Genomic DNA, 23,005 nt, shown 5'->3' with positions numbered 1-23,005 from the left:
GGAACATCCCGGTCGCGCCCGGCGCCGCCGTCCGGGCACTCTCCAGCCACGGGATGGACGCCTGTTACGCACCGCTACGGTGATCACCGGCGCTTGATCACCGGATAGCGGACGATGCTGTCAGATTCGCTCTCCAAACGGAAGGGACTTGCGCGAATCATGTAACTAGTGAGCAAATTCTCCGCGTTGGCAGTACATCGGACCCCCACCCGGCGGGACAGCAACAACGGGCCGGCCGTGGCACGCGGTTCAACGTTCGATCAAAATGCCATGCACACCTCAGCTTGAACGCCCGTCATCAGTACTTCACTTCAGTCGAGGAACACCCAGGGGGACGCCCAATGACGCAGCAACCGGCCGCCACCGTCACCACCGACATGGTCACCGTCACCGACCTCACCCACAGCTTCGGCACCGGCGACCGCACCGTCCACGCCCTGCGCGGCGTCTCCTTCACCGCACGGCGCGGCGAACTCACCGCCCTCAAGGGCCGCTCCGGCTCCGGGAAGACCACCCTCCTGAACCTGGTCGGCGGCCTCGACACCCCCACCGGCGGCACCATCACCCTCGACGGCACCGACCTCGCCGGCCTCGACGAGAACCAGCGGCTCGCGCTGCGCCGCGACCGCATCGGCTTCGTGTTCCAGTCCTTCGGCCTCATCCCCGTCCTCACCGCGAGCGAGAACGTCGGGATCCCGATGCGCCTGCGCAACGTCCCGACCCCCCAGCGCGAGGAGCGCGCCCGCACCCTCCTCGCCCTCGTCGGCCTGAGCGACCACGCCAACCAGCGCCCCGCCGAACTCTCCGGCGGACAGCAGCAACGCGTCGCCATCGCCCGGGCCCTGGCCAACCAGCCCGACCTCATCATCGCCGACGAACCCACCGGCCAACTCGACTCCGAGACCGGCCGCGCCATCATGGAACTGCTGCGCGCCGTCGTGCGCAGCGAAGGCGTCACCGCCCTCGTCGCCACCCACGACCCCACCCTCATGGAACTCGCCGACCACGTGATCGAACTCCATGACGGCCGGATCACCGAACCCACCCCCTGACCCGGCGGGTCGGCCCTTTCGGGGCAGCGGACCGTGCCCGGAGAGGCACGGCCCGCTGCCCGGCCGGCCCCGGTCCACCAGCTCAGAGCGTCCTGAACGTCAGAGCACCCTGAACTCAGAGCACCCTGAGCGCGGACTCGCAGGCGCGGCACCGACGGGTCCGCTGGGACGGCGGGTACCAGGGCTGCCCCGGCCCGGACGGCCGGTAGTTCTCGCGCTCCAGGTCGCCCGTGCCGATCCCGCAGAACGTGACCGGCCCCGGGTCCTCCGGCACCTCCGGGTCGGCCGGGGCCGCGTGCACCCAGCGGATCCGGGCGCCCACGTCGACCTCTCCCGCGTCCAGCACCTCCGTGGACGGCTCCAGCTCGACCAGTACGATCACTCCGCTCATACCTCGACCCTGCCCCCGCCCCGCACCGGCCGCATCCCGACCGCCGGGGCGGCGCCCGGAATCCCCGCCGGAGCGAATACCCGAATCCGGAGCCGGACCCGCCGGAATCCGCCCCGCACCGGAATTCCCGCGGGCCCGGACAAGGCGGAGCGCATTCCGAAGTACGGCGGCTCGCAATTCCCGGACCGCACCGCCGAGCGGCCGAAATCCCCCCGCCACCAGGGCCTCACCGCGGAACACCCGGTCCGTCGCCGGGAATCACCCCTGCCCCGGGAGAACGCTTTCCCCGGACGGGAGCGCGGGGCGCCGGACGGCGGCGGACCGGGCATTCCTCAGGCGCGCTGCCGGTCGATCTCGGCCTGGGCCTGCCTGGCCGCGTCGGCGAGGATCTGCGCCGCGTCTCCCCCGCCGACGACCTTCACGGCGGCCGCCGCGAACAGGGTGTTCACCGTGCCGTTCCACAGGGCGGGGCTGTACCTGCCGCACTTGGCGGCCAGGTCGACGGCCTCCTGCGCCGTACCCCCGCGCAGTTCGTCCGTGCTCGCGGCCGGCCAGCCACCGGCTGGCCGGCTGGCCGGCTGGCCGGCTGGGACAGCGTGTTCAGCCGTTCGGCCCACGACGACGTGCAGGGTGCGCGGGCCATGGACGCCTTCGGCGCGGTCGAGTTCGATGCCGCTGGTCGCGGAGGGGCCGCTGATCCAGGCGGTCGGCCGCACCGGGTCGAGCAGACCCATCGCGTCGGGGACGTCGGGAACGATCTGGTCGGCACGGTCGGCCGCCTCCCGCTCGCCGTCGCCGTCCTCCCGGACGGGCCCCGCGGGTGACGCCCGCCCGCCCGCTCGGCGGCGGCATCACCGCTTTGGGATGCGGCCGCACATCACGTTGCCGGGCTCCGCCGGGTCGGCGCTGATCCAGAACTGCGCCCACAGGAGCGCGAATTCGGCCCGGCTGAGGTACCCGTCACCGTCCAGGTCGAGCAGCTCGAAGACGTCGTCGGTCGCCACGCTCCGGCCGTGCCAGATGTCGACCAGACTGCGGTGCTCGGCGCGCGAGATGCGGCCGTCCCCGTTCTCGTCCACGGCGTCGAAAACGGTGTCGGCGGTCGCCGTGACGACCTCGCGCAGGGCGGGGAGCCGGTCGACGAGCGCCAGGAACTCGTCCATGCCGACCGTGCCGTCGTGGTCGGTGTCGGCGACCGTGCGCAGGTGGTCCCACCAGCCCGTCATGAGCGCCTCGACCCTGGCCCGCAGCCCCGCGTCCCGCTGGACGGCCGGCAGTCGGCTCCACCGTTCCGCCAGGGCCCCGAAGTCGCTCTGCCGCAAGCAGCCGTCCCCGTCCGTGTCGAACGCGGCGAAGACGTTGCGGAGCTTGCGCTGCTGGAACTCGCTGGCCATCGACGGGCCTCCCCTGTGCCGAACCGCTGCCGTACCGAAACCACTGCCGTACCGAACCGCTGCCGCCACCACGCGTGGTGACAGGATGGTGACGATAAGCGGCCGAAGCGGGCACCCGCCGGACTTCGGCGAAGAACCGGAGAATCCCGGCAGATCCACCGCCACCTGTGCTAGAAGCCGCCCCGTCCAGGGAGTTGAGCGACCCTCAGGCCGGGGTACGTGCCGGGGACGGCGCTCGGCCGGGCGGGGAAGGAGCAGACTGTGTCGGAGCAACGGCGGTCCGTCCTGCGGTACACCTGGCGCGGGAGCGAACGGGTGGCGACCGAGGTCGTCGCCTACGGCGTCGAGGGCGAGCCGCTGCCCGGCCGCCCGGGTGCGCCCCCGTGGGAGGCCGTCGGGGGGCGCACCACCGACCGGGTGCGCCTGACGGTGACGGACGACGAGGTGCGCCGCTGGCAGGACGCGCTCGCCGCCTACGTCCGCGCGGTCGATTCGGCCTCCGCCCGGCTCAGGGAGGTCTGGGCGGAGGTTTCCCGCCGGGGCGCGCTCAAGAGGGTTCCGGGAGCCCGTCGGCGCGGGGCGGTGCGCCTGGGCCGCGCCGAGGAGGTGTACACCGCCCACCTGGCGGCCGCCACCCTGGCCTACCGTCCGGTGCGTCAGGAGGTCGAGGCACGCGTCACGGTGGCGCGGGAGGAGGAACGAGCGGTCCGCGCTCGCGAGCGGGACCGCGCGGAGGCCGCACGGCTGGCCCACATCGCCGCCCTGCGGCAGTGGAAGCAGCGGTGGACCGACCTCGCCCGGGCGGCAGACCTCCGGACGTGGACCTGGCGCTACGAGGAGCAGACCCTCCTCGTCCTTCCCCAGGACGCCGGCCGGCCCGGGCAAGCGCCGCTGACCGCGCGCGAGGTGGCGAAGCTCCTCGTCGTACTGGCCGGACACGGGTGCACCCGCGTGGAGTGGGAGCGGGAGGCCCGCCGCTCGGTGGAGGAGATCGTCGGCCCCGGGCAGTTCCCCGCATGGTGGCGGGACGTGCTGAGCGCGACGGTGAACACCCGGGCCCGGGAGGCGGCGGAGCAGGAGATCACGTCCACGGCCGAACGGCTGGGCGCAGCCCTCGACACGGCCGGCCGACCCGGCATGCGGGTCTTCACCGTGGGCAGCCGGCAGTCCGTGTCCGGCTGGCACCTCGCCCTCGACCGGCCGCCGCGCCTCACCCGGCCGGGCGTCGAGCTGCCGGTCGTCCCCTCGGAGCCCGCCAATCGCGGCTGGAGACTCTGGAACTACGACGGCAGGGTCCTCCCCTACGACACGCTGACCCTGACGCTCGACCGGTCGCGGCGCGATCCGGTCGGCTTCGCCGAGGTGACGAAGGAGACCGTCTACAGCACCTTCACGCGCTCGGTGTGGTACCGCCGGACCCCGGCTCAGTTCGCCCGGTCGTTCCTCGACGACGAGGCCAGGCACTACAGCCCCTGGCACGAGAACGACCTGAGATTCCGCCTCGCCGACCACGCGGACGCCCGCGAGTTCGTGCCCTACGTCATGGCGCTCGCAGGGATGGTGACGTCCGCCCTCCTCGGCGTCGCCCAGCACCACGGCGTGGCGCTCTGACCGGCTTCAGGCCGGTGGACTCCACGAAGGACACGGCGCCGACGCCGACCGCCGGGACCGGCGTGGCCGGCCGTCGGTCGGGGCCCGCCAGGCGGCGCGGAGTCACGCGCCGACGGCGTACCGGCGGGTCTGCGGGTACCTGGCGTGATCACCCGCCAGCCGGTCCGTCGAGTCGTCCGCGCAGGCCGACAGCGCCCGGGGGGCGTCCGGGGTGTTGCCGTCGCGTTCGACCTCGCTCTCCTGGCGGTGGGAGTGGAGGTCGCGCGCAGGTCCAGGTTGTCCGCGAAGGCGTCGATGAGTGCCTGCACGGTGGCATGGCCGGGAAGTTCCGCCGGGAGGTCCCGCCCGTGGGCGTAGCGGGGCAGGATCGTGGAAAGCGAGGTCCCGGCGGGTCGGCGGCGCGTCCGGAGGTACTCCACCGGGTCGGGGACGCGGCCGTGGAGGGTGTTCGACAGCGGTAGGCCGTCAGCAGTCCGCGGGTGTCTTCGGTTCAGACCGTGCGGGCCGGGGAGCCGATCGCCACCTGGCGCAGGAGTTCGTCGTTGCCGCCGGTCCGCTTCAGCCGGTCCAGGAGCAGCTCGGCGGCCTGCTGGACGTCGAGAGCGCTCAGCGCCCGGCGCAGGGTCCACGCCGCGGGCGTGCGGGCGGGGCCGAGGAGGAGCTCCTCGTGACGGGTGCCGGAGGCCTTGACGTCGACTGCCGGGAAGACGCGCTTGTCGGCGAGACGGCGGTCGAGTCGGAGTTCCATGTTCCCGGTGCTCTTGAACTCCTCGAAGATCAGGTCGTCCATCCGGGAGCCGGTCTCGACCAGGGCGGTGGCCAGGATGGTGAGCGAGCCGCCGTTCTCGGTGTTGCGGGCCGCGCCGAAGAGCTTCTTCGGGAGCTGGAGGGCCGCGGCGTCGATGCCGCCGGTGAGGGTGCGGCCGTTGGCGGGGGCGGCGGAGTTGTGGGCGCGGGCGAGGCGGGTGAGGGAGTCGAGCAGCACGACGACGTCGTGGCCGAGTTCGACCAGCCGCTTGGCGCGCTCGACGGCGAGTTCGGCGAGCGCGATGTGCTCGCGGGCGGGCCGGTCGAAGGTCGAGGCGATGACCTCGCCCCGGACCGAGCGCCGCATGTCGGTGACCTCCTCCGGACGCTCGTCGACCAGGACGACCATCAGGTGCGCCTCGGGGTGGTTCCGGGCGATCGCCGCCGCGATCGACTGCACGACCATCGTCTTGCCCGCCTTCGGAGGTGCCACGATCAGACCGCGCTGGCCCTTGCCGATCGGGGCCACCAGGTCGACGGCCCGGCCGATCAGCTCCCGCGGACCGGTCTCCAGGCGCAGCTGCTCCTGCGGGTACAGCGGCGTCAGTTCGTGGAACGCGGGCCGGTGCCGGGCCCCGTCGACGGCGCGGCCGTTGACGGTGTCGATGCGGGTCGATGCCGGGCGGACGGTGCCGCCCCCGCGTGGGGCGGACGTGCGCGGGGCGGGCGTGCGCGGGGCGGGCGTGCGCGGGGCGGGCGTGCGCGGGGCGGTCGCGCGCGGGGCGGTCGCGCCGGTCAGCACGTCGCCGGTCCGCAGGCCGAGTGCGCGGACCTGGTTGGCGGGCAGGTGCACGTCGGTGGGCCCGGGGAGGTAGCCGGAGGTGCGCAGGACGGCTTTCCCCTCGCGGATGTCCAGCACGCCGGCGACCGGTACGAGGTCGCTGTCCGCGGCGGCGGCCGGCTGCGCGGGCCGGCTGCCCGGGCGTTCCGTAACCGCGGGCCGGGAACCGGACGCCGGCACCGGTGGCCGGCCGGGAGAGCGCTTGGCGATGATCGCCTCGACGAGTTCGTCCTTGCGCAGCCGAGCGGCGCCCGGAACGCCCAGGGCGGAGGCGAGTTGGTGGAGGTCGGTCTTCAGCAGGCCGTCCAGCGGCGCGGGGGTCGACGGTTCGGTGGTGGTGGTCACGAGAAGGTACTCCTGTGCTGTCGGATGATGGCGAAGGGTGAGGGGCGCCGGGCGGCCCCGGTGGGGCGGCAGGAACCGGCGACGAGCTGTTCGGCCCGGCGGGGCGCCCGGAGCGGGCTGCGGCGGTGCTCGGGCGGGACAAGCGGCCCCGGCGCGGCCACGAAGGGGCCGGGTACACGAAGGGGCCGGGCAGGGAAAGTTGGCTGCCTGCCGGGCGGGCACCGGTCGGGTACCGGCGATGCGTCGGGCAGGAGACCGCCGGAAGAAGCGGTTGGTATGACGGGATCCGGGCCGCTACGGCGGGGACTCCGGTGTGCAGTGGCGCCTGGTTCCCGCACCCTGAGGGTGGGCTTCCAGCATCGCCATAGGCAGGGTAGCACCTCGGGGCCTCGGCGTGACGCGGCATTTCCGTGCCACCCGGCCACGGCGCCGGCACCGGGGTACCCGCTGCCGCCCGCCCCTGCCCGGGGTGCCAGCTGCCCCCCGCCCCTGCGCGGACGGATGCGGTGAGCTGGGCGTGCCGGCGTACCACCCACCCCTCGCCCCTCTGTTGACCGGCCCATGATCACTCTTAATGATCATGGGCGGTACAGTGACCTCCTGTATCGATGTGTCGACAGAGGGGGATACAGATGAAGGTCCGTACGACGGCGGGGCTGGCGGCGCTGGTCGTGGGCGCGTCGCTGCTCGGGGTGCCGATGGCAGCGGCCGAGGACACGCCGGTGGCGCTCACCACCACGTTCAACAACCCGGCGGGGCCGGCCGCCTCCCAGGACGCCATCCGCAACCAGCTGATCTCCCTGATCAAGCGCACGCCGGCCGGAGCCGAGATCAACGGCTCGATGTACCTGTTCACCGACGGCGGTGTCAGCGCCGCGCTGATCGCGGCCAAGCAGCGCGGCGTGAAGGTCAGGCTCGTCGTGGACGGGGACGCCGTGCCGGCCTACGAGCCCGGCAGCAACCCGCCCAAGGCCACCGGGTCCGAGTACGCGACGCTCGCCGCGCCGACCGGCCTGGGCACCGACCAGAACGCCGACTCCTGGGTGCTGGCCTGTCCGGACACCCGCGGCTGCATCGGCAACCGGGCGCTGAACGACGACGACGACGGCGCGATCAACCACAACAAGTTCTTCCTGTTCTCCAAGGTCGGCAGCACCGAGAACGTGGTGTTCCAGACCTCTGCGAACCTCACCACCAGCCAGCGCAAGAACCTCTTCAACAACGCCGTCACCATCCCCGACGCCGGCTCCGGCCTCTACGCCGCCTACCGGACGTACTGGCAGGACCTCGTGACGTACGGCTCCTCCGGCAACGGCCTGGCGACGAACTACCTGAGCCAGCAGGCCGGCCCGTACAAGACGTACTTCTTCCCCCGCCAGGAGAGCGCGGGGACGGCCTACAACGACGACGCGTCCACCGACACCGTCGTCTCCCTGCTCGGCAACACGGACTGCGCGGGCGGCGCCACCCGGATCCGGATCGCCATGTACGCCTTCACCCGGGTCCAGGTCGCCGACAAGCTGGTCGAACTGAAGAAGGCCGGCTGCCAGGTGGAGCTGCTGCACAACGGGGAGAGCGGCAACCTCGGCACCACCGTGAAGAACGCGCTGGCCGGCAAGCTCGACCTGGCCGCCCGCTGCTGGGGCACCGCGCCGAACGGCGACGGCACCACCCGGTCGATCGGCATCCACTCCAAGTACCTGCTGATCGAGGGCACCTACCTGGGCGCCGCCAACCGCAAGCTGGTGTTCACCGGGAGCCACAACTACACCTACCCGAACCTGCGGTCCCACGACGAGACCCTGCTGAAGATCGACGACCCGGCCGTCCACGACGCCTTCAAGGCGAACTTCGAGGCGATCAGGACGAGCGGAGCCTGCACCGCCTGGTGACCTGCCGCCGCACCGGCCGGCCGCGGGCAGCCAGGAGCGGCCGAGCCGACCGGTGCGGCCGGGTCTGCTGAGCGGTCGGCAGACCCCCGGCCGCACCGCGAAGGCAGCCGACCGGAATCTCCGACGGTGGGTCGACCGCGAACCTCGGTGCTCGGCGAAGAGCTCCGCCGAGGTGGGACAGCCCACGCACGGACGGCTTCGGCCAGGGTGATGCCAGGACCCCTGTGACCGCGCTCACCCCGCTCGTTCCGCCTCCACCGCCCGCCGCTGATAAGCCGTCACTTGTACGCTGTCGGCACCGGAAGTCAACGGAGGGGGCAATGATGACCAATCTGCCGACCACGGTCGACGGACTCGGAGGTCTTGCCGAGGAGGGCGCCATCGTTCTCGCCGGTGCCCTGGCCACGGGTGCGTTCGGTGTGGCCCGCGCGAGGATCGCCGCGATGTTCGGACGGCTGGGCCCGAACCACGAGGCGGGCGCGGAGACACAGTTGGACTCCGACCAGGAGCTCGTCCGTGACGCGGCCCCGGAGGAGCAGGACGAGGTCCGCCAGGACATCGCGCCCGTCTGGCGGCGCAGGCTCGCCCGTCTGCTCAGGGACTGCCCCGAGGTCGAGCCCGAGTTGCGCGACCTGCTCGCCGCGCTCCGCGAGGCGCTGCCCGAGGAGCGCCGGGGCTGGGTGCAGACGATCGTGGCCCGCGACAACGCCACGGTCTACGGCGCGCAGGGCGGGAACGTCATCCACTACCAGGGCGCCCACGCCCGTGAGGTGCCACCCCCGGACGGCGCTGCCGCGGACGGCGGGCAGGCCGAGGCGTGAGCGACGCCCGTACGGGACGCGCCGACGGGACCCCGCCCGACCGACAACATGCCACACCGCCCGGGCCGGCCCCACAGGCCCTGCCCGCCCAGCGGGTCCAGGGGGCCCGGCACGTCCAACACGTCCGTGCCGAGGGCGGCTTCGCCTACGGTGCCGTCGGCGCCGACATCCACGTGTTCGGTGACGGTACGCCGGTCTACCTGCTGCTGCGCCACCGGCGCCCGGCCGGTCCCGACCCGGCCTGGCTCAGGTCGCAGCCCAGCCGACTGCTGGACGCGCGGGCCGAGGTCGTCGACTTCACCGGCCGCGACACCGAGCTGGCGGAGCTGCTGGCCTGGCGTGACGCCGAACCGAGGTTCGCGGTGCGGTGGCTGCACGGGGAAGGCGGCCAGGGCAAGACCCGGCTGGCCGGGCGGCTGGCCGAGGAGTCCGAGCGGGCGGGCTGGGTGGTCGCGGAGGCCGTCCACGGGACGGACACCCATCCGCCGGCCGACGGCAGCCAGGATCTGCGTCTCGACGGGAGCGCCGGGGTGCTGGTGCTGGTCGACTACGCCGACCGGTGGCCGCTGTCCGACCTGAGCTGGCTGTTCCACAACATGATGCTCCGGCAGCCGGTCCCCGCGCGGGTGCTGCTCATCGGCCGGTCGGCGGGCCAGTGGCCCGCGCTACGGGGCAAGCTGGACCGGCTGCGGGAGAGCATCCACACCTCCGACCAGCTGCTGCGGCCGCTCGCCGACGACGGACAGCTCCGGGGCGCGATGTTCGACGCGGCCAGGGACTGCTTCGTCCGCCACTACCCCGAACTCGGCGCCCCGGCCCCGATCCGGCCGCCCCGGGACCTGCGTCACGCCGACTTCGGGCTGACGCTGGCCCTGCACATGGCCGCCCTCGTCGCGGTGGACGCGGCGGCCTGCGGCCGCACGCCACCGACGGACATGATCGGCCTCACCACCTACCTGCTGGACCGCGAGCGCGAGAACTGGAGCCAGCTCCAGGAGAACAGCGGCCGGGGCCTGGACTACGGCACCCCCGACGAGGTGATGGCGCGGACGGTGTTCACGGCGATCCTCTCCGGGCCGGTCCCCCGCACGCGAGCCGTGACCGTCCTGGAGCGGGTCATGCCCGGCGTGCCCGCCGACCGGGCTCTGGCCGACCACGCCGTCTGCTACCCGCCCTCCGACCGCGGCACCGCGCTGGAGCCACTGTTACCCGACCGGCTGGCCGAGGACTTCCTCGCCCTGCTCCTGCCGGGCCACCCCGTCACCGGCTTTCCCACGGACGCCTGGGCCACCGCTGTCCCCGCACGGCTGCTCACCGACGATCGCACGGCCTTCTGCGCGCCCCGCGCCGTCGCCTTCCTGGCCGCCGCGGCCGACCGGTGGCCGCATGTGGGCGGCACCGTGCTCTACCCCGTGCTGCGGGACCGGCCCGACCTCGCGCTCCGAGCGGGCAGCGCGGCCCTGAGCGGCCTCTCCGCCATCGGCGCCGACAGCGCCCACGGCGCCCACGGCCGCCCGATCGACCCGGAGCTGCTCACGGTGCTGGAGCACGTGGAGCCGCTGCTGCCCGAGGGCGAGCACATCGACCTGGACGCCGGCGCCCTGGCCGTGGTCGAGCGGCTGACCGCGCACCGCCTGGACGGCCGCACGGACCCCGCCGAACGGGCCGGGCTGTACGGGACGCTGGGCAGGCGCCGGACCAACGCCGGCAAGTGGGGGCCCGCCCTGGCGGCGGCGGAGGAGGCCGCCAGGCTCAACCGGTGGCAGGCCCGGAACGACCCCCTGCACCGGGCCCGGCTGGCGGACTCGCTGACCGAACTCGGCAACGCCCTCGCCCGGCACGGGCGCTGGAGCGAGGCGCTGTCGCAGTCCCAGGGCGCCACCGCCCTCCTGCGCGAGCTGGCCGAGCACGACCCGGGCCACCGCCCCGCCCTGGCCCGGTCGTTGACGGACCTCGGAGGACGGTTCGCCGACTGCGGCCGGGCGCGCGAAGCCCTCGACGTCGCCGAGGAGGCGACGGCCCTGCGCCGGCGACTCGCGGCCGAGGACCCCGAGCGACAGTCGGCCCAGCTGGCCCGGGCCCTCAGCGGCCTGGGCGCCCTGCGCCTGCGACAGGGCCATCGGGACGAGGCCGTGGCGGCGGCGGAGGAGGCGGTCGCCGTGCTGCGCGGGCTGGCCGCGGTCCGGCCGGGCGACCACCTCGGGGATCTGGCACGGGCGCTGGGCAGCCTGGGGCGGGTGCGGCTGGAGGCCGGACGCCGCGAGCGGGCCGTCGAGGCGGCGCAGGAGGCGGTCGGCCTGTTCCGGCGCCTGGCCGAGGCCAATCCGGCCGTGCACCGGCCGCATCTGGTGACCTCCCTGGTCCACCTGAGCGCGACGCTCCCCCGCCGGACCGAACACGGCGATCGGACCTCCGGGCCTGCCCTGACCGCGGCCGAGGAGGCCGTGGTCCTGGCGAGGGAACTCGCCGAGGTCGATCCCGCGATCCACCGGCGCGGCCTGGGCCGGGCCCTGGAGGTGCACGGCGACCGGCTGGCCGAACTCGGCCGACGGGACGAGGCCGTCACGGTGCTGCGCGAAGCCGCCGACCTCTATCAGGCACTGGGCTCCGGCGGCAGCACGGCACCCTGGGAACTCACCGGCCTGCTGCGGCGGTTGGCGGCCCTGTACGGCGAGTCCGGGGCACCCGGCGACAAGGCGCACATGCTCCTCAACCTGAGCGCCCTGCCCTTCGGCGCGCCCGAGGAGCGCGTCGAGGCGGCCCGGCAGGCCGTCGAGCTGTACGCCGGGACGGACGAACGCGCCGCCGAGGCCGCCGCGCTGCTCAATCTGGGCACGGCGCTGGCCCGGGCCCGGCGGTACGAGGAGGCCGTGTCCGTCGGCCGGCGCGCCCTCGGGACCTCCCGCGAGCTGGGCTTCCGGGAGTTCGAGGCCGTGTCGCTCAGCAACCTGGCGGACCACCTGCGGCGCGCCGGGCGGTACGGGGAGGCGGTCGAGGCCGCCGACGCCGCCTGCGCCCTCGACGAGGAGCTCGGCCGGGAGCACGGCCACCCCTTCTACACCCGCGGTGAGGCCCTCCTCCAACTGGGCCGGAACGAGGAGGCGGTGGTCGCCCTGGAGCGGGCCGCCGACCTCTACGAGCGCACGGGCAGGCGGGAGTACGACGACAGCGGCGATCCCCTGGAAGAGGTCGACGCCCGGCACAGCCTCGGGACGGCGCTGTCGCGGAGCGGGCGACTCGCCGAGGCGACCACCGCGCTGCGACGTGCGGTAGCGCTCTACGAGGCCGCCGGAGAGCCCCGCCGGGCCAGGCAGGCCTCGCTCACCCTCTGCGCCAACCTGGTCGGTTCGGGGCAACTGGACCAGGCCCTCCCCCTCGCCGAGCGACTGCTCGCCCGCTGCCGGGCGGCGGGCGACCGGGAGCAGGAGGCCGTGGCGCTCTCCCAGTACGGCGCCGTCCTCCTGGAAGCGGGCCGGGTCGACGAAGCCCTCCCGCTGTGCCGCGAGGCGGCGGCGGCGCTGAACGGCCCGACCAGGCCGGACGATCCCCGCCACCCGGCGGCGGCCTGGCACAACCTGGGCCGGGCCCTGGAGCGCTCGGGGCGGCCGTCGGAGGCCGTCGCACCGTGGCGCGAGGCCGCGCGGATGTGGGCGGAGCTCGGCGACCGCCGGTACGAGCGGGACGCCTGCTACGGGCTCGGCGTCGCCTGCTTCGCCCTTCACGACAACGCGGAGGCCGTCGACGCCTTCGAGCGGGCCGTGCGGCTGAGCCGGCGGACGGCCGACCGGTCGAGCGAGGCCGGGGCCCTGCTCGGCCTCACCGGCGCGCTGGTGGACGCGGAGGAGTTCGCCGAAGCGGTCGACGCCGGGCGCCTTGCCGTCGAACTGCTGCGGGAGTTGGGCCAACACGGCAGCGAAGGACTGGCGCTCGGTCAGCTGCACGACGCACTCACCCGGCTCGGCCGACCGGACGAGGCCACCGCCGCACTGGAGCAGGCGGCGGCCGCCCACCGCGCCGATCGCGACGCACGTGGCGAGGCCGCGGCACTCGTGCGGCTGAGCAACAGCCGGATTCGGGCGGGCCGTCCCGACGAGGCGATCAGCGGTGCCCGGCGTGCCGTCGATCTCTACGCGGCGGCCGGCGACCGGCTGGGCGAGGGGTCGGCGCTTTACAGTCTCGGCACCGCGCTGTCGGACGGCCGGCGCTTCGAGGAGGCCGCGGCGGTCAACGGCCGCTGCGCCGACCTGATGCGGGACCTCGGTGAGCTCTGGCGCGAGGGGTCGGCCCTGCTCAATCAGTGCTCCGCGCTCCAGGAGACGCAGCGGTTCGACGCCGTGGCCGACGTGGCGGACCGGGCTGCGGCCGTCCATCGGACGATCGGCGACCGGCCCGGGGAGGTCAAGGCGCTGATCCTGCTGGCCATGGCGTCGCGGGAGACCGGCCGGGCCGAGGAGCGCCTCGCCGCCGCCGGCCGGGCCACGACGGTGCCGCTGGAGCTCGGCGACCCGCTCCGGGCGATGGCCTGGTTCGAGTTCGGCGCGGCGCTCCACCAGGCCGGGCAGCAGGAGCGGGCGGCCGGAGCCTTCACCGAGGCCGCCGCGTCGTACCGGGCCTCGGGCAACCCGCGCTCGGCCGCGACAGCGTGGCTGAACGCGGGCGAGATGCATCTGCGGATCGAGCAGTGGCCCCGGGCGGTCGACCCCTGCCGACAGGCCGCCGCCCTCTTCGCGGCTCCCCCCGCCGACCACGGGAACGAGCTCACCGCCCAGGTCTCGCTCGGCAAAGCCCTGCTGGGAGCCGGTCACTACGTCGAGTCGACCCCGGTGTGGCGGCGGGCGGTCGATCTCGCTCGGGCCCTGGGAGCGCGCGAGACCGAGGGCACCGCCCTGTTCATGCTCGGCGCGGTCCTGGTCGACCTCGGAGAACTGCAGGAGGGCATCACCGTCAGCCGCGAGGCCGCGGCGCTCCTCCAGGCCTGCGGTCTGCGCTCCCAGGCCGAAGGGGCGATCCGCAACATGCGGGTGGGACTGGGGAAGCTGCGCGGCGGGTGACCGGATCAGCTGGCCGCGGCGTGCGGGCCCGGCGGTGTCGGTGAGCCGCGGCGTTGGGGAGCCGCGGTGTCGGTGAGCCCGCGACGTTGGGGAGCCGCGGCGTTGGGGAGCCCGCGGTGTTGGTGAGCCGCACGCGGCCGAAGAAGCGGCAGGGGAACCGGGCAACGCGGCGGGGCTCACGCCGGTCGGCGGTCGCCTCGTCGGCCGGCACCGTTGGACGTCAGGTCCGGGTCTGCCGACAGGTGGGCGCGGACGTAGGGAATGGCGACAGTCTCCACGGGCCGGTCGGGGTTGAAGGCAGGGTGGACGTTCACTTCGAAGACGACACCGCCGCTCTGCGCGGCGAGGTCGACGCCGGCGAAGGGCAGTCCGACGGACGCGGTGGCGGCCACCGCGAGTTCGGCGAGCCTCGGGGGAAGCCGGTCGGGGCCCAACACGGTGGTGCCGGCCCCCTGGGAGACGTTGCACGGCCGGTCCGGGTCACTCTGGTGGCGTTCGAAGGCGTGGACGACCTTTCCGTTCAGCACGATCACACGGTGCTGGTTGCGGCGGCCGTCGGCCGTGAAGTTCCCCGCATCGCGGGAGATGAGCCAGCCCTGCCCGGTGCTCCGGTAGAAGGCAGCGGCGGCCTTCAGCTGCTCGGTGCCGGTGACGTGGAAGACGTCCGCTCCGCCCATGCCGAGTGCGGGCCGTGCCCACACGTCCCGGCCCAGGCGGTGGAACGCGCTCAGCATGTCGTGCCAGGAGCCGTTCATTCGCAGAGTCTCCATCTGCGCGACGGAGTCCCGGCTGAACCGCTCGACCATCAGGGACTTGTCCGTCGCGACCCGCCACGCCTCGGGATCCGCCGCGAGCGTCCGCGCCCCGAACCGGCGCAGCAGGTCCTGGAATCCTTCGAGGTGGCGTCTGCGGTGGGGAGGTATCTCGAAGACCACGACCACCGGTTCGACGGCCACCGGGGCGCGGCCCGGCCGGCGGACCGTGAGGAGGCCTCCGGCCCGCTCAAGGCCTGCCGTCACGGGCCCGTCGTCGTACAGGAGCCGTGCGTCCAGCCGCACCGGACCCTGGCCCGTCACCCGGGCGATGGCGTCGGCGAGGATCTCGCGGCTGCCCTCCTCGGACCCGTGGTCGGTCACCAACAGCAACGGCATCATCGTCTCAGTCAACACCATCGCGGCGCCAATTCCGAGTGAGAGAACACGAATTGGGCGGTGATCAGTTCCTGGTGGCATCCCTGTCCGGGCCTTCTGCCCGAGGCGTTCGTCGTTCGCGGACCGCCGGCGACCGCGACCCGCCCAGAGACCGGGGAGAGCGGGTACCCGGTGTCCCGAGTACCCGCTCTCACGGACGACTCGACGGTCGCCGATGGTCCCGCCGGCGCCCTGGCCGGGTACCGGTGCCGGACGGTCGGGCAGTCGGGCGGTCAGACGGTCACGCGTCACGCGGTCACGCGGTCACGCGGTCACGCGGTCAGGAGGCCGTCGTCGAGCCGGACGTCGTGGAGCCTGAGCCAGGCGTCCAGCCGGACCGGGGGCTCGGTGTACACCGATCGCTGCATCATGGAGTAGGCGTTCTCGACCGGCGCGGCGAGGTGGGACCGGACGGCGTCGAGGTTCAGTAGCGGCCGCGCCGGGGCGTCCCGGTCGCCGGCGATCCGGGCGAGTTCGCGGTTGATGGCCCGGTCGTAGCCGAGGTCCTGGGTCGAGGGGTAGGGGGCCTTTCGGCGCTGTGCGATCGACCGCGGCAGCAGGTCCTTGGTGGCGTGGCGCAGCAGGCTCTTCTCCCGCCCGTCGAAGGTCTTGAACGCCCACGGCGTGTTGTAGACGTACTCGACGAGCCGGTGGTCGCAGAACGGCACCCGGACCTCCAGGCCGGTCGCCATGCTCATCCGGTCCTTGCGGTCGAGCATCATCTGGAGGAAGCGGGTGATGTTGAGGTGGCTGGCGAGGCGCATCCGGCGTTCGAGGTCGCTGTCCCCGGGCAGGTGGGTGACCTGGCCGACGGCGGTGCGGTACTCGTCGGCGACGTACTCGGCCAGGTTGAGGGACTTGACCAGGCCGGGGTCGAGGAAGCTGGTCGCCTGCTCGCTCACCGGGACCCGGTTGATGGCGTGCCACGGGAAGGTGTCGGCCTGCGAGGCCACCGGGTCGTGGAACCAGAGGTACCCGCCGAAGACCTCGTCGGCCGACTCGCCGGAGAGGGCGACGGTCGAGCTCTCGCGGACCGCCTTGAACAGCAGGTAGAGCGAGGGGTCGTGGTCGCCGATGCCGTAGGGCAGGTCCCAGGCCCGCAGCACGGTGTCGCGGACGCCGGGGTCGACGAGCTGGGCGGTGTCGAGGAGGATCTCGCGGTGCTCGGTGCCGACGTGGCGGACGAGTTCGGCGGCGAACGGGGCGTCCGGCGCGTCCCGGAACTGCTCGGGCTTGAACTCCCCGGCCAGTCCGACGAAGTCGACGGAGAAGGTGCGGACCCGGCTGCCGTCCTTGGCGTCGAGCGAGCGCTGGGCCAGCGCGGTGAGGGCGCTGGAGTCGAGGCCGCCGGAGAGCAGCGCGCAGAGCGGTACGTCGGAGACCATCTGCCGGCTCACCGCGTCCTCGATGAGCTCGCGGACGGTGGCGACGGTGGTGTCGAGGTCGTCGGTGTGCGGGCGGGTCTCCAGCGACCAGTAGCGCTCCTCGCGCAGCCCGTGGCGGCCGACCCGCAGGATGTGGCCCGGTCGTACCTCGTAGAGGTTCTTCAACGGGGTCCGGCCGGGCACCCGGGCGAGGGCGAGGGCATCGCGCAGCCCGTCCAGGTCGAGCGTCGCGGTGCTCCGCGGGTTGGCGAGGATGGCCTTGGGCTCGGACCCGAAGAGCACGCCGCCGTCGATCGGGTAGTAGAAGAGCGGCTTGACGCCGAGGCGGTCGCGGACCAGGAGCAGCTCCTGCGTCCTCGTGTCCCAGATCGCCAGGCCGAACATGCCGTTGAAGCGGTGGACGAACTCGCTCCCCCACTGGAGGTACGAGCGCAGCACCACCTCGGTGTCGCTCCGGGTGAGGAAGCGGTGGCCGAGCAGGACCAGTTCCTCGCGGATCTCCTGGAAGTTGTAGACCTCGCCGCTGTAGCTCAGCACCACGAGCGGCCGGCCGTCCGGACCGGTCTCCGGGGTGGTCATCGGCTGGGCGCCGCCCTCGATGTCGATCACCGCGAGCCTGCGGTGGCCGAGCATCGCGTGCGGGGCGGTCCAGACGCCTTCGGCGTCGGGCCCCCGGCAGGCCATGGTGTCCGTCATGGCCTGCGCGGTCGCTCCCTCCCTGGTCAGGTCGCGACCGAAGTCCACCCAGCCGACTATTCCACACATCTCGGACATCCCTTTCGTCGAGTGATCGAGCGCGTTTCAGTGGTACGTATCGACCTTCGACGGCTCCGCCGCCGGGGTACGCGAGGACAACCGGTGCGCCAGCTCGGACAGGCCGAGGGCGGCCACCGCCAGCCCCGCTCCGATGAAGCTGATCCGGTCCGCGCCGATCGAGCTCATGCCGACCGCCCCGATGACGCCGGAGAAGGCGATGGCGAGGTAGAGGAAGGCCGCGTTGAGCGAGATCAGCAGGGGCGCGGACTCGGGTTCGAGGGTGATCAGACGGGTCTGCTGGGGGGCCGTGATGGCCCAGGCCGCGACACCGTACGCCACGATGACGACCAGCGCGGCCGGGTAGGAGCCCGTGGTCAGCGGGAGGACGACGAGGCTGAGGGCCAGCAGCACGATGGCGCCGCCCACCACCGGCCGGGCACCGATCCGGTCGACCAGCGCGCCGGCGTAGAAGTTGCCGACCGTCCCGGTGAGACCGAAGGCGAACATCAGGACCGCCAGCCTGGTGCCGCTGCCGCCGGTCGCGTCGGAGAACACCTCGGCCATGTAGGTGTAGACGATGTAGGCGGCGGTGAAGGCGACCAGCGTGGTCGCGAGCACGGTGACCACCCGGCGGTCGCCGAGCGGGGCGAGCCGCTGGCGCAGCCCGCCAGGGGCCGGCACGGACACCCGGGGCACCAGGGCCAGCACGCCGATCAGGCCCAGCGCCGTCAGCGCCGTGATGAACCACATCGTCGCCCGCCAGCCGAGGACGCTGCCGACCACGGTGCCGATCGGCGCGCCCAGGGCCGTCGCCGCCGTCAGCCCGGTGGTCACCGCGGCGATGGCCCGGCCCCGGCGTTCGGGTTCGACCAGACTGGCGGCCGTGACGCTGGCCGCGGGGATGTAGAGGCCGGCGCCCGCCGCGGCGATCATCTGCGCGACCAGGACGACCGCGAAGGACGGGGCGAGCCCGGTGGCGATCACGCCCGCCATGTAGAGCAGGACGGCGAGCTTGAGCACCCGGTGGCGGGGCCAGCCGGCGGTCAGGGTGCCGAGGACCGGCGACATCACGGCGCAGGTCAGCGCGAACACCGTGACGGTCTGGCCGGCGGTGGCGATCGAGACGTCCAGGGACTCGCTGAACTCGGGCAGCACCCCGGCGAGCACGAACTCGTCGGTACCGAGCGCGAAGGTGCCGAAGCCGAGCATCAGGACGGCTCGCCACGCACTCCTCGCCGATACCGCCTCGGGGTCGTCCTCGGCCATCAGCGCTGTTCCCGTGCCGGAATCGGTCAGCCGGGCCATGGGCCCTCCTTCATTCGGTACCGATCGGTTCTGTTTATGAGGACGGTACCGCTCGGTGCCGTTTGGGGTCAAGATCCGCTACCGTGGACCCATGGCGACCCATGCACGCGACCGCCTCCTCCAGACCGCGGAGGAGCTCTTCTACGCCGAGGGGATCCACGCCGTCGGCGTGGAGAGACTGCTGGCCGTCTCCGGGGTCGGCCGGGCGTCCTTCTACCGGCACTTCACCGGCAAGGACGCCCTGGTGGCGGCCGTCCTGACCCGTCGGGACGAGAGCTGGCGCGCCTGGCTCGAAGACGCCGTGGACGCCCGCGGGGGCGGACCGCTCGCGGTCTTCGACGCCCTCGCGGAGGGGGCGGCGGACGTCAACTTCCACGGCTGCGCGTTCATCAACGCCATGGCGGAGGTGTCCGACCCCGCCAGCGAGGTGTACCGGCTGGCGGCAGCGCACAAACAGGCGGTGACCGACTTCCTCGACCGCCTGCTCGAAGCCGCCGGGCACAGCCGGCACTCCGAACTCGCGCCGCAGTTCGCCCTGCTGATGGACGGCGCCATCGTCACCGCGATGCGCGAGCGCAACGCCGCACCGGCCCTGCTGGCCCGCCGGATGGCGGAGCGGCTCCTCGACTGAGCGCCGCCCCCGTCCCGGGAGGACCGGCGCGGCCCCGGCGGCCCCCGCGTCGGTCGGGCGGGCGGGGCACCGGCCCGGGGCGGGCGGCGTCTGGGGCGGTGGTGGCACGGGCTCTCCCCCTCTCTCGACTGTCCGGTTCGTCGGTCAGGGCCGGTGCCCGGCCCGGGCCACCGGCGGTGCGTCCGCCGCGGCCCGGCCCGGTGTCCCGATGGCGGCGGCGATGACCAGACCCCGCTTGTGCGTGATCGAGACCCCGATGGCCGCGATGCCGCGCTCTCGGGCCCTCAGCGCGGCCTCGCCGCCGAGCCGGACCACCGGCGCCCCGCCGTCGGCGCGCAGGACGCTCACCTGCCGGGGGGTCACTCCCCCGCCGAAGCCCGTGCCGATCACCTTCAGCACGGCCTCCTTGGCGGCGAACCGGCCGGTGAGGAACTCCCGGGCCCGCTCCGCCCCGTAGGAGTCCGCGATCTCCAGCTCCGCCGGCGCGTAGGCGTACACCCGGAACCAGGGCCGGCCGAGCAGCGCCGCCAGCTCGCCCTCCTGGAGGACGTCGACACCGATCCACACGGTCAGCGCACCCCCCGCCGAGGCGGCCGGACGACGCCGGCCCGGACGGCGGGCACGGCGCGGACGACGACGGCACGGACCGGGCTCACCGGAGGAACGTGCCCTTGAGCACGCCCTGGAAGACGGCCAGCCGCTGGATGTGCCCGGTGCCCTCCATGAACTCGAAGGCCCGCGCGTCCCGGTACAGCTTGTCGAGCAGCGGATCCGCCAGCAGGGCGCCCGGGCCCAGCAGTTCGGCGGCGGCCAGGGTGCTGCGCTCGGCGAGCTCGGCGGCACGCGTCTTGACCCCGGCGATCCGGTCCGCTCCCGCCCGGCCCGCGTCGATCGCGGCGGCCACCTCGTAGTTCCGGTGCCGCAGCGCGGCGAGGGCGTCCACCAGCTCGTCCAGCCGCAGCCGGTCCGTACCGGTGAGCCCCGGTCGCTCCTCCCGCACGTGGTCCAGCACCGCGCGGACCAGCCCCAGCGCCGTCCCGGCGAGCACCGGACGGAACCGCTGCAAGGTCCGGATGGCGCCGACCAGCCCGCGCCGGCTGGGCTTGAGCGTCCCGTAGCCGAGGATCTGCTCGCGCTCCACCCGGACGTCCTCGAACCGGATCGCGGAGATCCGCGCGCCGCGCAGGCCGACGGTCGGGATCAGCTCGGCCCGCAGGCCGGGCGCCGTGGTGTCCAGCAGCACCGCCTCGATGCCGAGCGGTCCCGGTGCCCGGCGGCAGAACACCACGCCCAGCTGGGCGAAGGCGGCGTTGCCCACGTAGCGCTTGGCGCCGTTCAGCCGGAAGCCGTCCCCGTCCGGGGTGAGCGCCGTCTCCAGTTCGGCGGCGGCGGACCCCTTCTCGGGCTCGGTCAGTCCGAAGAAGGTCCAGGTCGATCCGGGGGCCGCCACCCGCTCGTAGTAGGCCTGCCGCTGCTTGTCGTCACCCAGCGCGGCGACCGCCACGCCGGACATCAGCGGGCCGGGGCAGGCGAGCATGAAGCCCGCGTCTCCATAGCTCAACTCCTCGATGGCAATCGAGTGTTCGAGGCAGGAGCTCATGTCGTAGGTGTGTCCGTCGATGCGCAGCGGCCGCTCCAGGTACTCCACCGGGACGGTGGCCTTGCGCATGATGTCCACCACGGGGAGGTGCAGCCAGCGGTCGATCGCCTCCGGGTCGCGGTCGATCTCCAGACCGATCCCGCGCAGCTCTCCCGCGGACTCGCGGATGTGGGACCTGAGCGCGGCTGTCCGGTGCGGGTCCGGCTCACTCATTCCCGTCCTCGTCTCGTTCTCGGCGGTCCGGCAGGAGGTAGGTGTTGCCCAGCAGTTCGGCGAGGTACAGCAGCCGGCCGGGGCCGTCGGCCACGAAGCCGCTCGCGCCGTACAGCTTGATCGCGACGCGGCCCGCGTCCACCAGCCCGCGGTGGATCCGGTGGCGGCGCGCGGCGGTTCGGTCGGGGATCGCCAGCAGGTCGGCCGCCTCGGTGAGGGCCAGCGCGACGTCGGCCACCGCACTCCGCACCAGCTGACGGTTGAGCAGGGTGGCGCCCTCCGAGGTGCGGTCGTTGAGCCGGACCACGACGGCGTCGAGCAGCCCGCGGAGCAGCTCCCGGTGGAGCCGGAGCAGCCCGTCGGCGAACAGCTCCCGGGCCCGGTCCGGCGACGGCACCCCGGGGCCGGTCACGGCGAGCGCGTCGAAGCCGCCCGGCACCGGGGCGCCCTCCGGCAGGCGCCCGGCCGAGGCGACGGCCCAGCCGCCGGCCGAGCTGACCAGCGCGCCCGGGCCCGCCAGCTCGTGGCAGGCGTCGAGCGCGGCGGCGAAGTCCCGCAGGGCCGCCGCGGCCCCGGCGCTACCGGTGCCGGCGCCGCCGGGCGCCGTCCGGGGCGGGGTGTCGACCGGCGGCATCAGAGCGCTCCCTCACCGGAGGCCGCGGTCCCGGCGGAGTCCGAGGCCAGCACGGCCAGGTGGCTCTCGCCGGAGCGCGGGTCGGTGTCGCAGAGCAGCACCGTGGCGTACCGGTGCTGCCAGGAACGCCAGTTCCGGGCCAGTGCCAGCCAGACGCTGGTGCAGTAGCTGCCGGGCTCCACCCGGTGCCGGGGGCCGTCCTGGTCCAGCCCCCGCCGGTCGAACCAGGGCCCGGTGACCACCAGCGTGCCCGCCGGGTCCTTGGCGGCGAGCTCCCCGAGGCGGTCGAGGGGCGACTCGGTGGCGGGGATCGTCTCGACCCCCGCCACCCGGGGTCCGCCGGTGGTGCCGAGGACCAGCACCACCCCGGAGTCGACCAGGCCGTTGTCGTGGACCAGGGGGAACCGGGTCGGCAGGGTGGTCTGTTCGAGGACGGCGAGCACCGCCGTGCGGCTCCGGCCGGCCCGCTGGAAGGCGGAGACGACCCGCAGCGCGGTGAACGGTGCGGCCAGGCCCTGCTGGCCGATGCCGAGGTTGTTGGCGGACCCGCCGCCGAGCAGCCGGTCGAGGTAGGGCGCGATGGCGACGAACGGCGTCACGTCCGGCAGTGCCTGCGCCACGATCACCAGGTCGGGCGCGCTGTCCCGGACGCCCTCGATCGCGGCGAGCCGGTCGACCAGGTCGCGGTGGGTGACGTTCGGCGCGGCGCGCAGCAGGTCCGGCGCCACCTCCAGGCCGAAGGGCTCGACCAGGTCGCGGTAGTAGGAGAGCGTCGCCGGGTCCTCGTCGTACGGCCGGTGCGGCGGGGAGACCACCGCGCCGGCGCCCTGGAGGGTCGTGGACATCGCGGTCTCCCTCATGCGCCGTCGGCCTGGGCCAGGACGTAGTCGGTGAGGGTGCCCACCGACTTGAAGTCGTCCATGTCCAGGGCTTCCGGGTCCACCGAGATCTCGACCGTGTCCTCCAGGACCATCAGCAGTTCCAGGACGGAGGTGGAGTCAAGGTGCAGGTCCTCGAAGAGCCGGGCGTCCTCGGTGATACCGGTGACGGCCCGCTCCAGGACCTCGCTGAGAGCGGCCTCCACCGCGGACACCACGTTCTGACGTTCCATGTTCCGGTTCACTCCTCTGTGCCGGGGCTGTCGGG

The 23,005-nt window shown here is 73.8% G+C and carries 18 protein-coding genes and 1 pseudogene; 6 read left to right on the top strand and 13 right to left on the bottom strand.

Features of this window, described 5'->3' with window-relative positions:
- The first annotated feature begins 341 nt into the window (after positions 1 to 341).
- Positions 342 to 1,052, top strand: coding sequence for an ABC transporter ATP-binding protein (locus ABZ495_RS10310; protein WP_329485883.1), 711 nt, complete (start codon positions 342 to 344; stop codon positions 1,050 to 1,052).
- Positions 1,053 to 1,167: 115 nt separating this feature from the next.
- Here ABZ495_RS10310 and ABZ495_RS10305 read toward each other — a convergent pair whose 3' ends face one another.
- The 3 genes and pseudogenes from ABZ495_RS10305 to ABZ495_RS10295 all read right to left on the bottom strand — a co-directional run bounded on the left by ABZ495_RS10305 (position 1,168) and on the right by ABZ495_RS10295 (position 2,837).
- Positions 1,168 to 1,443, bottom strand: a complete 276-nt coding sequence (locus ABZ495_RS10305) for a hypothetical protein (RefSeq protein ID WP_329485884.1) — start codon at positions 1,441 to 1,443, stop codon at positions 1,168 to 1,170.
- Positions 1,444 to 2,057: 614 nt separating this feature from the next.
- A pseudogene (locus ABZ495_RS10300) lies at positions 2,058 to 2,207 on the bottom strand (LUD domain-containing protein); the annotation flags it as partial.
- A gap of 87 nt (positions 2,208 to 2,294) precedes the next feature.
- The gene (locus ABZ495_RS10295) at positions 2,295 to 2,837 is read right to left on the bottom strand and encodes an EF-hand domain-containing protein (RefSeq protein ID WP_359835245.1); all 543 of its coding nucleotides are present in this window, start codon (positions 2,835 to 2,837) and stop codon (positions 2,295 to 2,297) included.
- Between the two features lie 261 nt (positions 2,838 to 3,098).
- Between ABZ495_RS10295 and ABZ495_RS10290 the strand changes: the two genes are divergently transcribed.
- Complete coding sequence (locus ABZ495_RS10290) at positions 3,099 to 4,448, top strand: hypothetical protein (RefSeq protein WP_359835243.1); 1,350 nt, start codon at positions 3,099 to 3,101, stop codon at positions 4,446 to 4,448.
- Here ABZ495_RS10290 and ABZ495_RS10285 read toward each other — a convergent pair.
- Entirely contained in the window at positions 4,373 to 4,903 is a 531-nt protein-coding gene (locus tag ABZ495_RS10285; protein ID WP_359835312.1) for a terpene synthase family protein, read from the bottom strand. The two genes, ABZ495_RS10290 and ABZ495_RS10285, sit on opposite strands and share 76 nt — an antisense overlap.
- Before the next feature lie 35 nt (positions 4,904 to 4,938).
- The gene (rho, locus tag ABZ495_RS10280) at positions 4,939 to 6,381 is read right to left on the bottom strand and encodes a transcription termination factor Rho (protein ID WP_359835241.1); all 1,443 of its coding nucleotides are present in this window, start codon (positions 6,379 to 6,381) and stop codon (positions 4,939 to 4,941) included.
- A gap of 632 nt (positions 6,382 to 7,013) precedes the next feature.
- Between rho and ABZ495_RS10275 the strand changes: the two genes are divergently transcribed.
- From ABZ495_RS10275 to ABZ495_RS10265, 3 genes are all read left to right on the top strand, one after another.
- The gene (locus tag ABZ495_RS10275) at positions 7,014 to 8,273 is read left to right on the top strand and encodes a phospholipase D-like domain-containing protein (protein ID WP_359835239.1); all 1,260 of its coding nucleotides are present in this window, start codon (positions 7,014 to 7,016) and stop codon (positions 8,271 to 8,273) included.
- A gap of 320 nt (positions 8,274 to 8,593) precedes the next feature.
- On the top strand, positions 8,594 to 9,094 hold the full coding sequence (locus ABZ495_RS10270) for a hypothetical protein (RefSeq protein ID WP_359804538.1): 501 nt from the start codon (positions 8,594 to 8,596) through the stop codon (positions 9,092 to 9,094).
- A complete protein-coding gene (locus tag ABZ495_RS10265; RefSeq protein WP_359835238.1) occupies positions 9,091 to 14,145 on the top strand; it encodes a tetratricopeptide repeat protein in 5,055 nt (1,684 codons plus the stop codon). Before ABZ495_RS10270 ends, ABZ495_RS10265 begins: the two co-directional genes overlap by 4 nt.
- A 176-nt stretch (positions 14,146 to 14,321) precedes the next feature.
- Here the strand turns inward: ABZ495_RS10265 and ABZ495_RS10260 are convergent, their stop codons facing one another.
- The 3 genes from ABZ495_RS10260 to ABZ495_RS10250 all read right to left on the bottom strand — a co-directional run bounded on the left by ABZ495_RS10260 (position 14,322) and on the right by ABZ495_RS10250 (position 18,781).
- Positions 14,322 to 15,299: an alpha-L-glutamate ligase gene (locus tag ABZ495_RS10260; RefSeq protein ID WP_359835236.1), complete on the bottom strand. Its 978-nt coding sequence runs from the start codon at positions 15,297 to 15,299 to the stop codon at positions 14,322 to 14,324.
- 308 nt (positions 15,300 to 15,607) lie between these two features.
- Positions 15,608 to 17,485 (bottom strand): asparagine synthase (glutamine-hydrolyzing), encoded by a 1,878-nt coding sequence (gene asnB / locus ABZ495_RS10255; protein WP_359835235.1) that lies wholly within the window; start codon positions 17,483 to 17,485, stop codon positions 15,608 to 15,610.
- Positions 17,486 to 17,521: 36 nt separating this feature from the next.
- Positions 17,522 to 18,781, bottom strand: a complete 1,260-nt coding sequence (locus tag ABZ495_RS10250; RefSeq protein ID WP_359835233.1) for an MFS transporter — start codon at positions 18,779 to 18,781, stop codon at positions 17,522 to 17,524.
- A 91-nt stretch (positions 18,782 to 18,872) separates the two neighbouring features.
- Between ABZ495_RS10250 and ABZ495_RS10245 the strand changes: the two genes are divergently transcribed.
- The gene (locus ABZ495_RS10245) at positions 18,873 to 19,412 is read left to right on the top strand and encodes a TetR family transcriptional regulator (RefSeq protein WP_352294059.1); all 540 of its coding nucleotides are present in this window, start codon (positions 18,873 to 18,875) and stop codon (positions 19,410 to 19,412) included.
- A 144-nt stretch (positions 19,413 to 19,556) separates the two neighbouring features.
- Here the strand turns inward: ABZ495_RS10245 and ABZ495_RS10240 are convergent, their stop codons facing one another.
- The 5 genes from ABZ495_RS10240 to ABZ495_RS10220 form a co-directional block, all read right to left on the bottom strand.
- Entirely contained in the window at positions 19,557 to 19,979 is a 423-nt protein-coding gene (locus tag ABZ495_RS10240) for a holo-ACP synthase (protein WP_359804532.1), read from the bottom strand.
- Between the two features lie 85 nt (positions 19,980 to 20,064).
- The gene (locus ABZ495_RS10235; protein ID WP_359835231.1) at positions 20,065 to 21,225 is read right to left on the bottom strand and encodes an acyl-CoA dehydrogenase family protein; all 1,161 of its coding nucleotides are present in this window, start codon (positions 21,223 to 21,225) and stop codon (positions 20,065 to 20,067) included.
- Positions 21,218 to 21,859, bottom strand: a complete 642-nt coding sequence (locus tag ABZ495_RS10230) for a hypothetical protein (protein WP_359835229.1) — start codon at positions 21,857 to 21,859, stop codon at positions 21,218 to 21,220. Before ABZ495_RS10230 ends, ABZ495_RS10235 begins: the two co-directional genes overlap by 8 nt.
- The gene (locus tag ABZ495_RS10225; RefSeq protein ID WP_359835227.1) at positions 21,859 to 22,704 is read right to left on the bottom strand and encodes a hypothetical protein; all 846 of its coding nucleotides are present in this window, start codon (positions 22,702 to 22,704) and stop codon (positions 21,859 to 21,861) included. The genes ABZ495_RS10230 and ABZ495_RS10225 overlap by 1 nt, the downstream gene beginning before the upstream one ends.
- An 11-nt stretch (positions 22,705 to 22,715) precedes the next feature.
- Positions 22,716 to 22,970, bottom strand: coding sequence for a phosphopantetheine-binding protein (locus ABZ495_RS10220; RefSeq protein ID WP_329485900.1), 255 nt, complete (start codon positions 22,968 to 22,970; stop codon positions 22,716 to 22,718).
- Between the last annotated feature and the right edge of the window lie 35 nt (positions 22,971 to 23,005).

The organism is Kitasatospora sp. NPDC005748, from assembly GCF_040630735.1.
Lineage (GTDB): Bacteria > Actinomycetota > Actinomycetes > Streptomycetales > Streptomycetaceae > Kitasatospora.
Note: the sequence above shows the minus strand (reverse complement) of the source record. Positions and strands in the feature narration are given on the sequence as shown.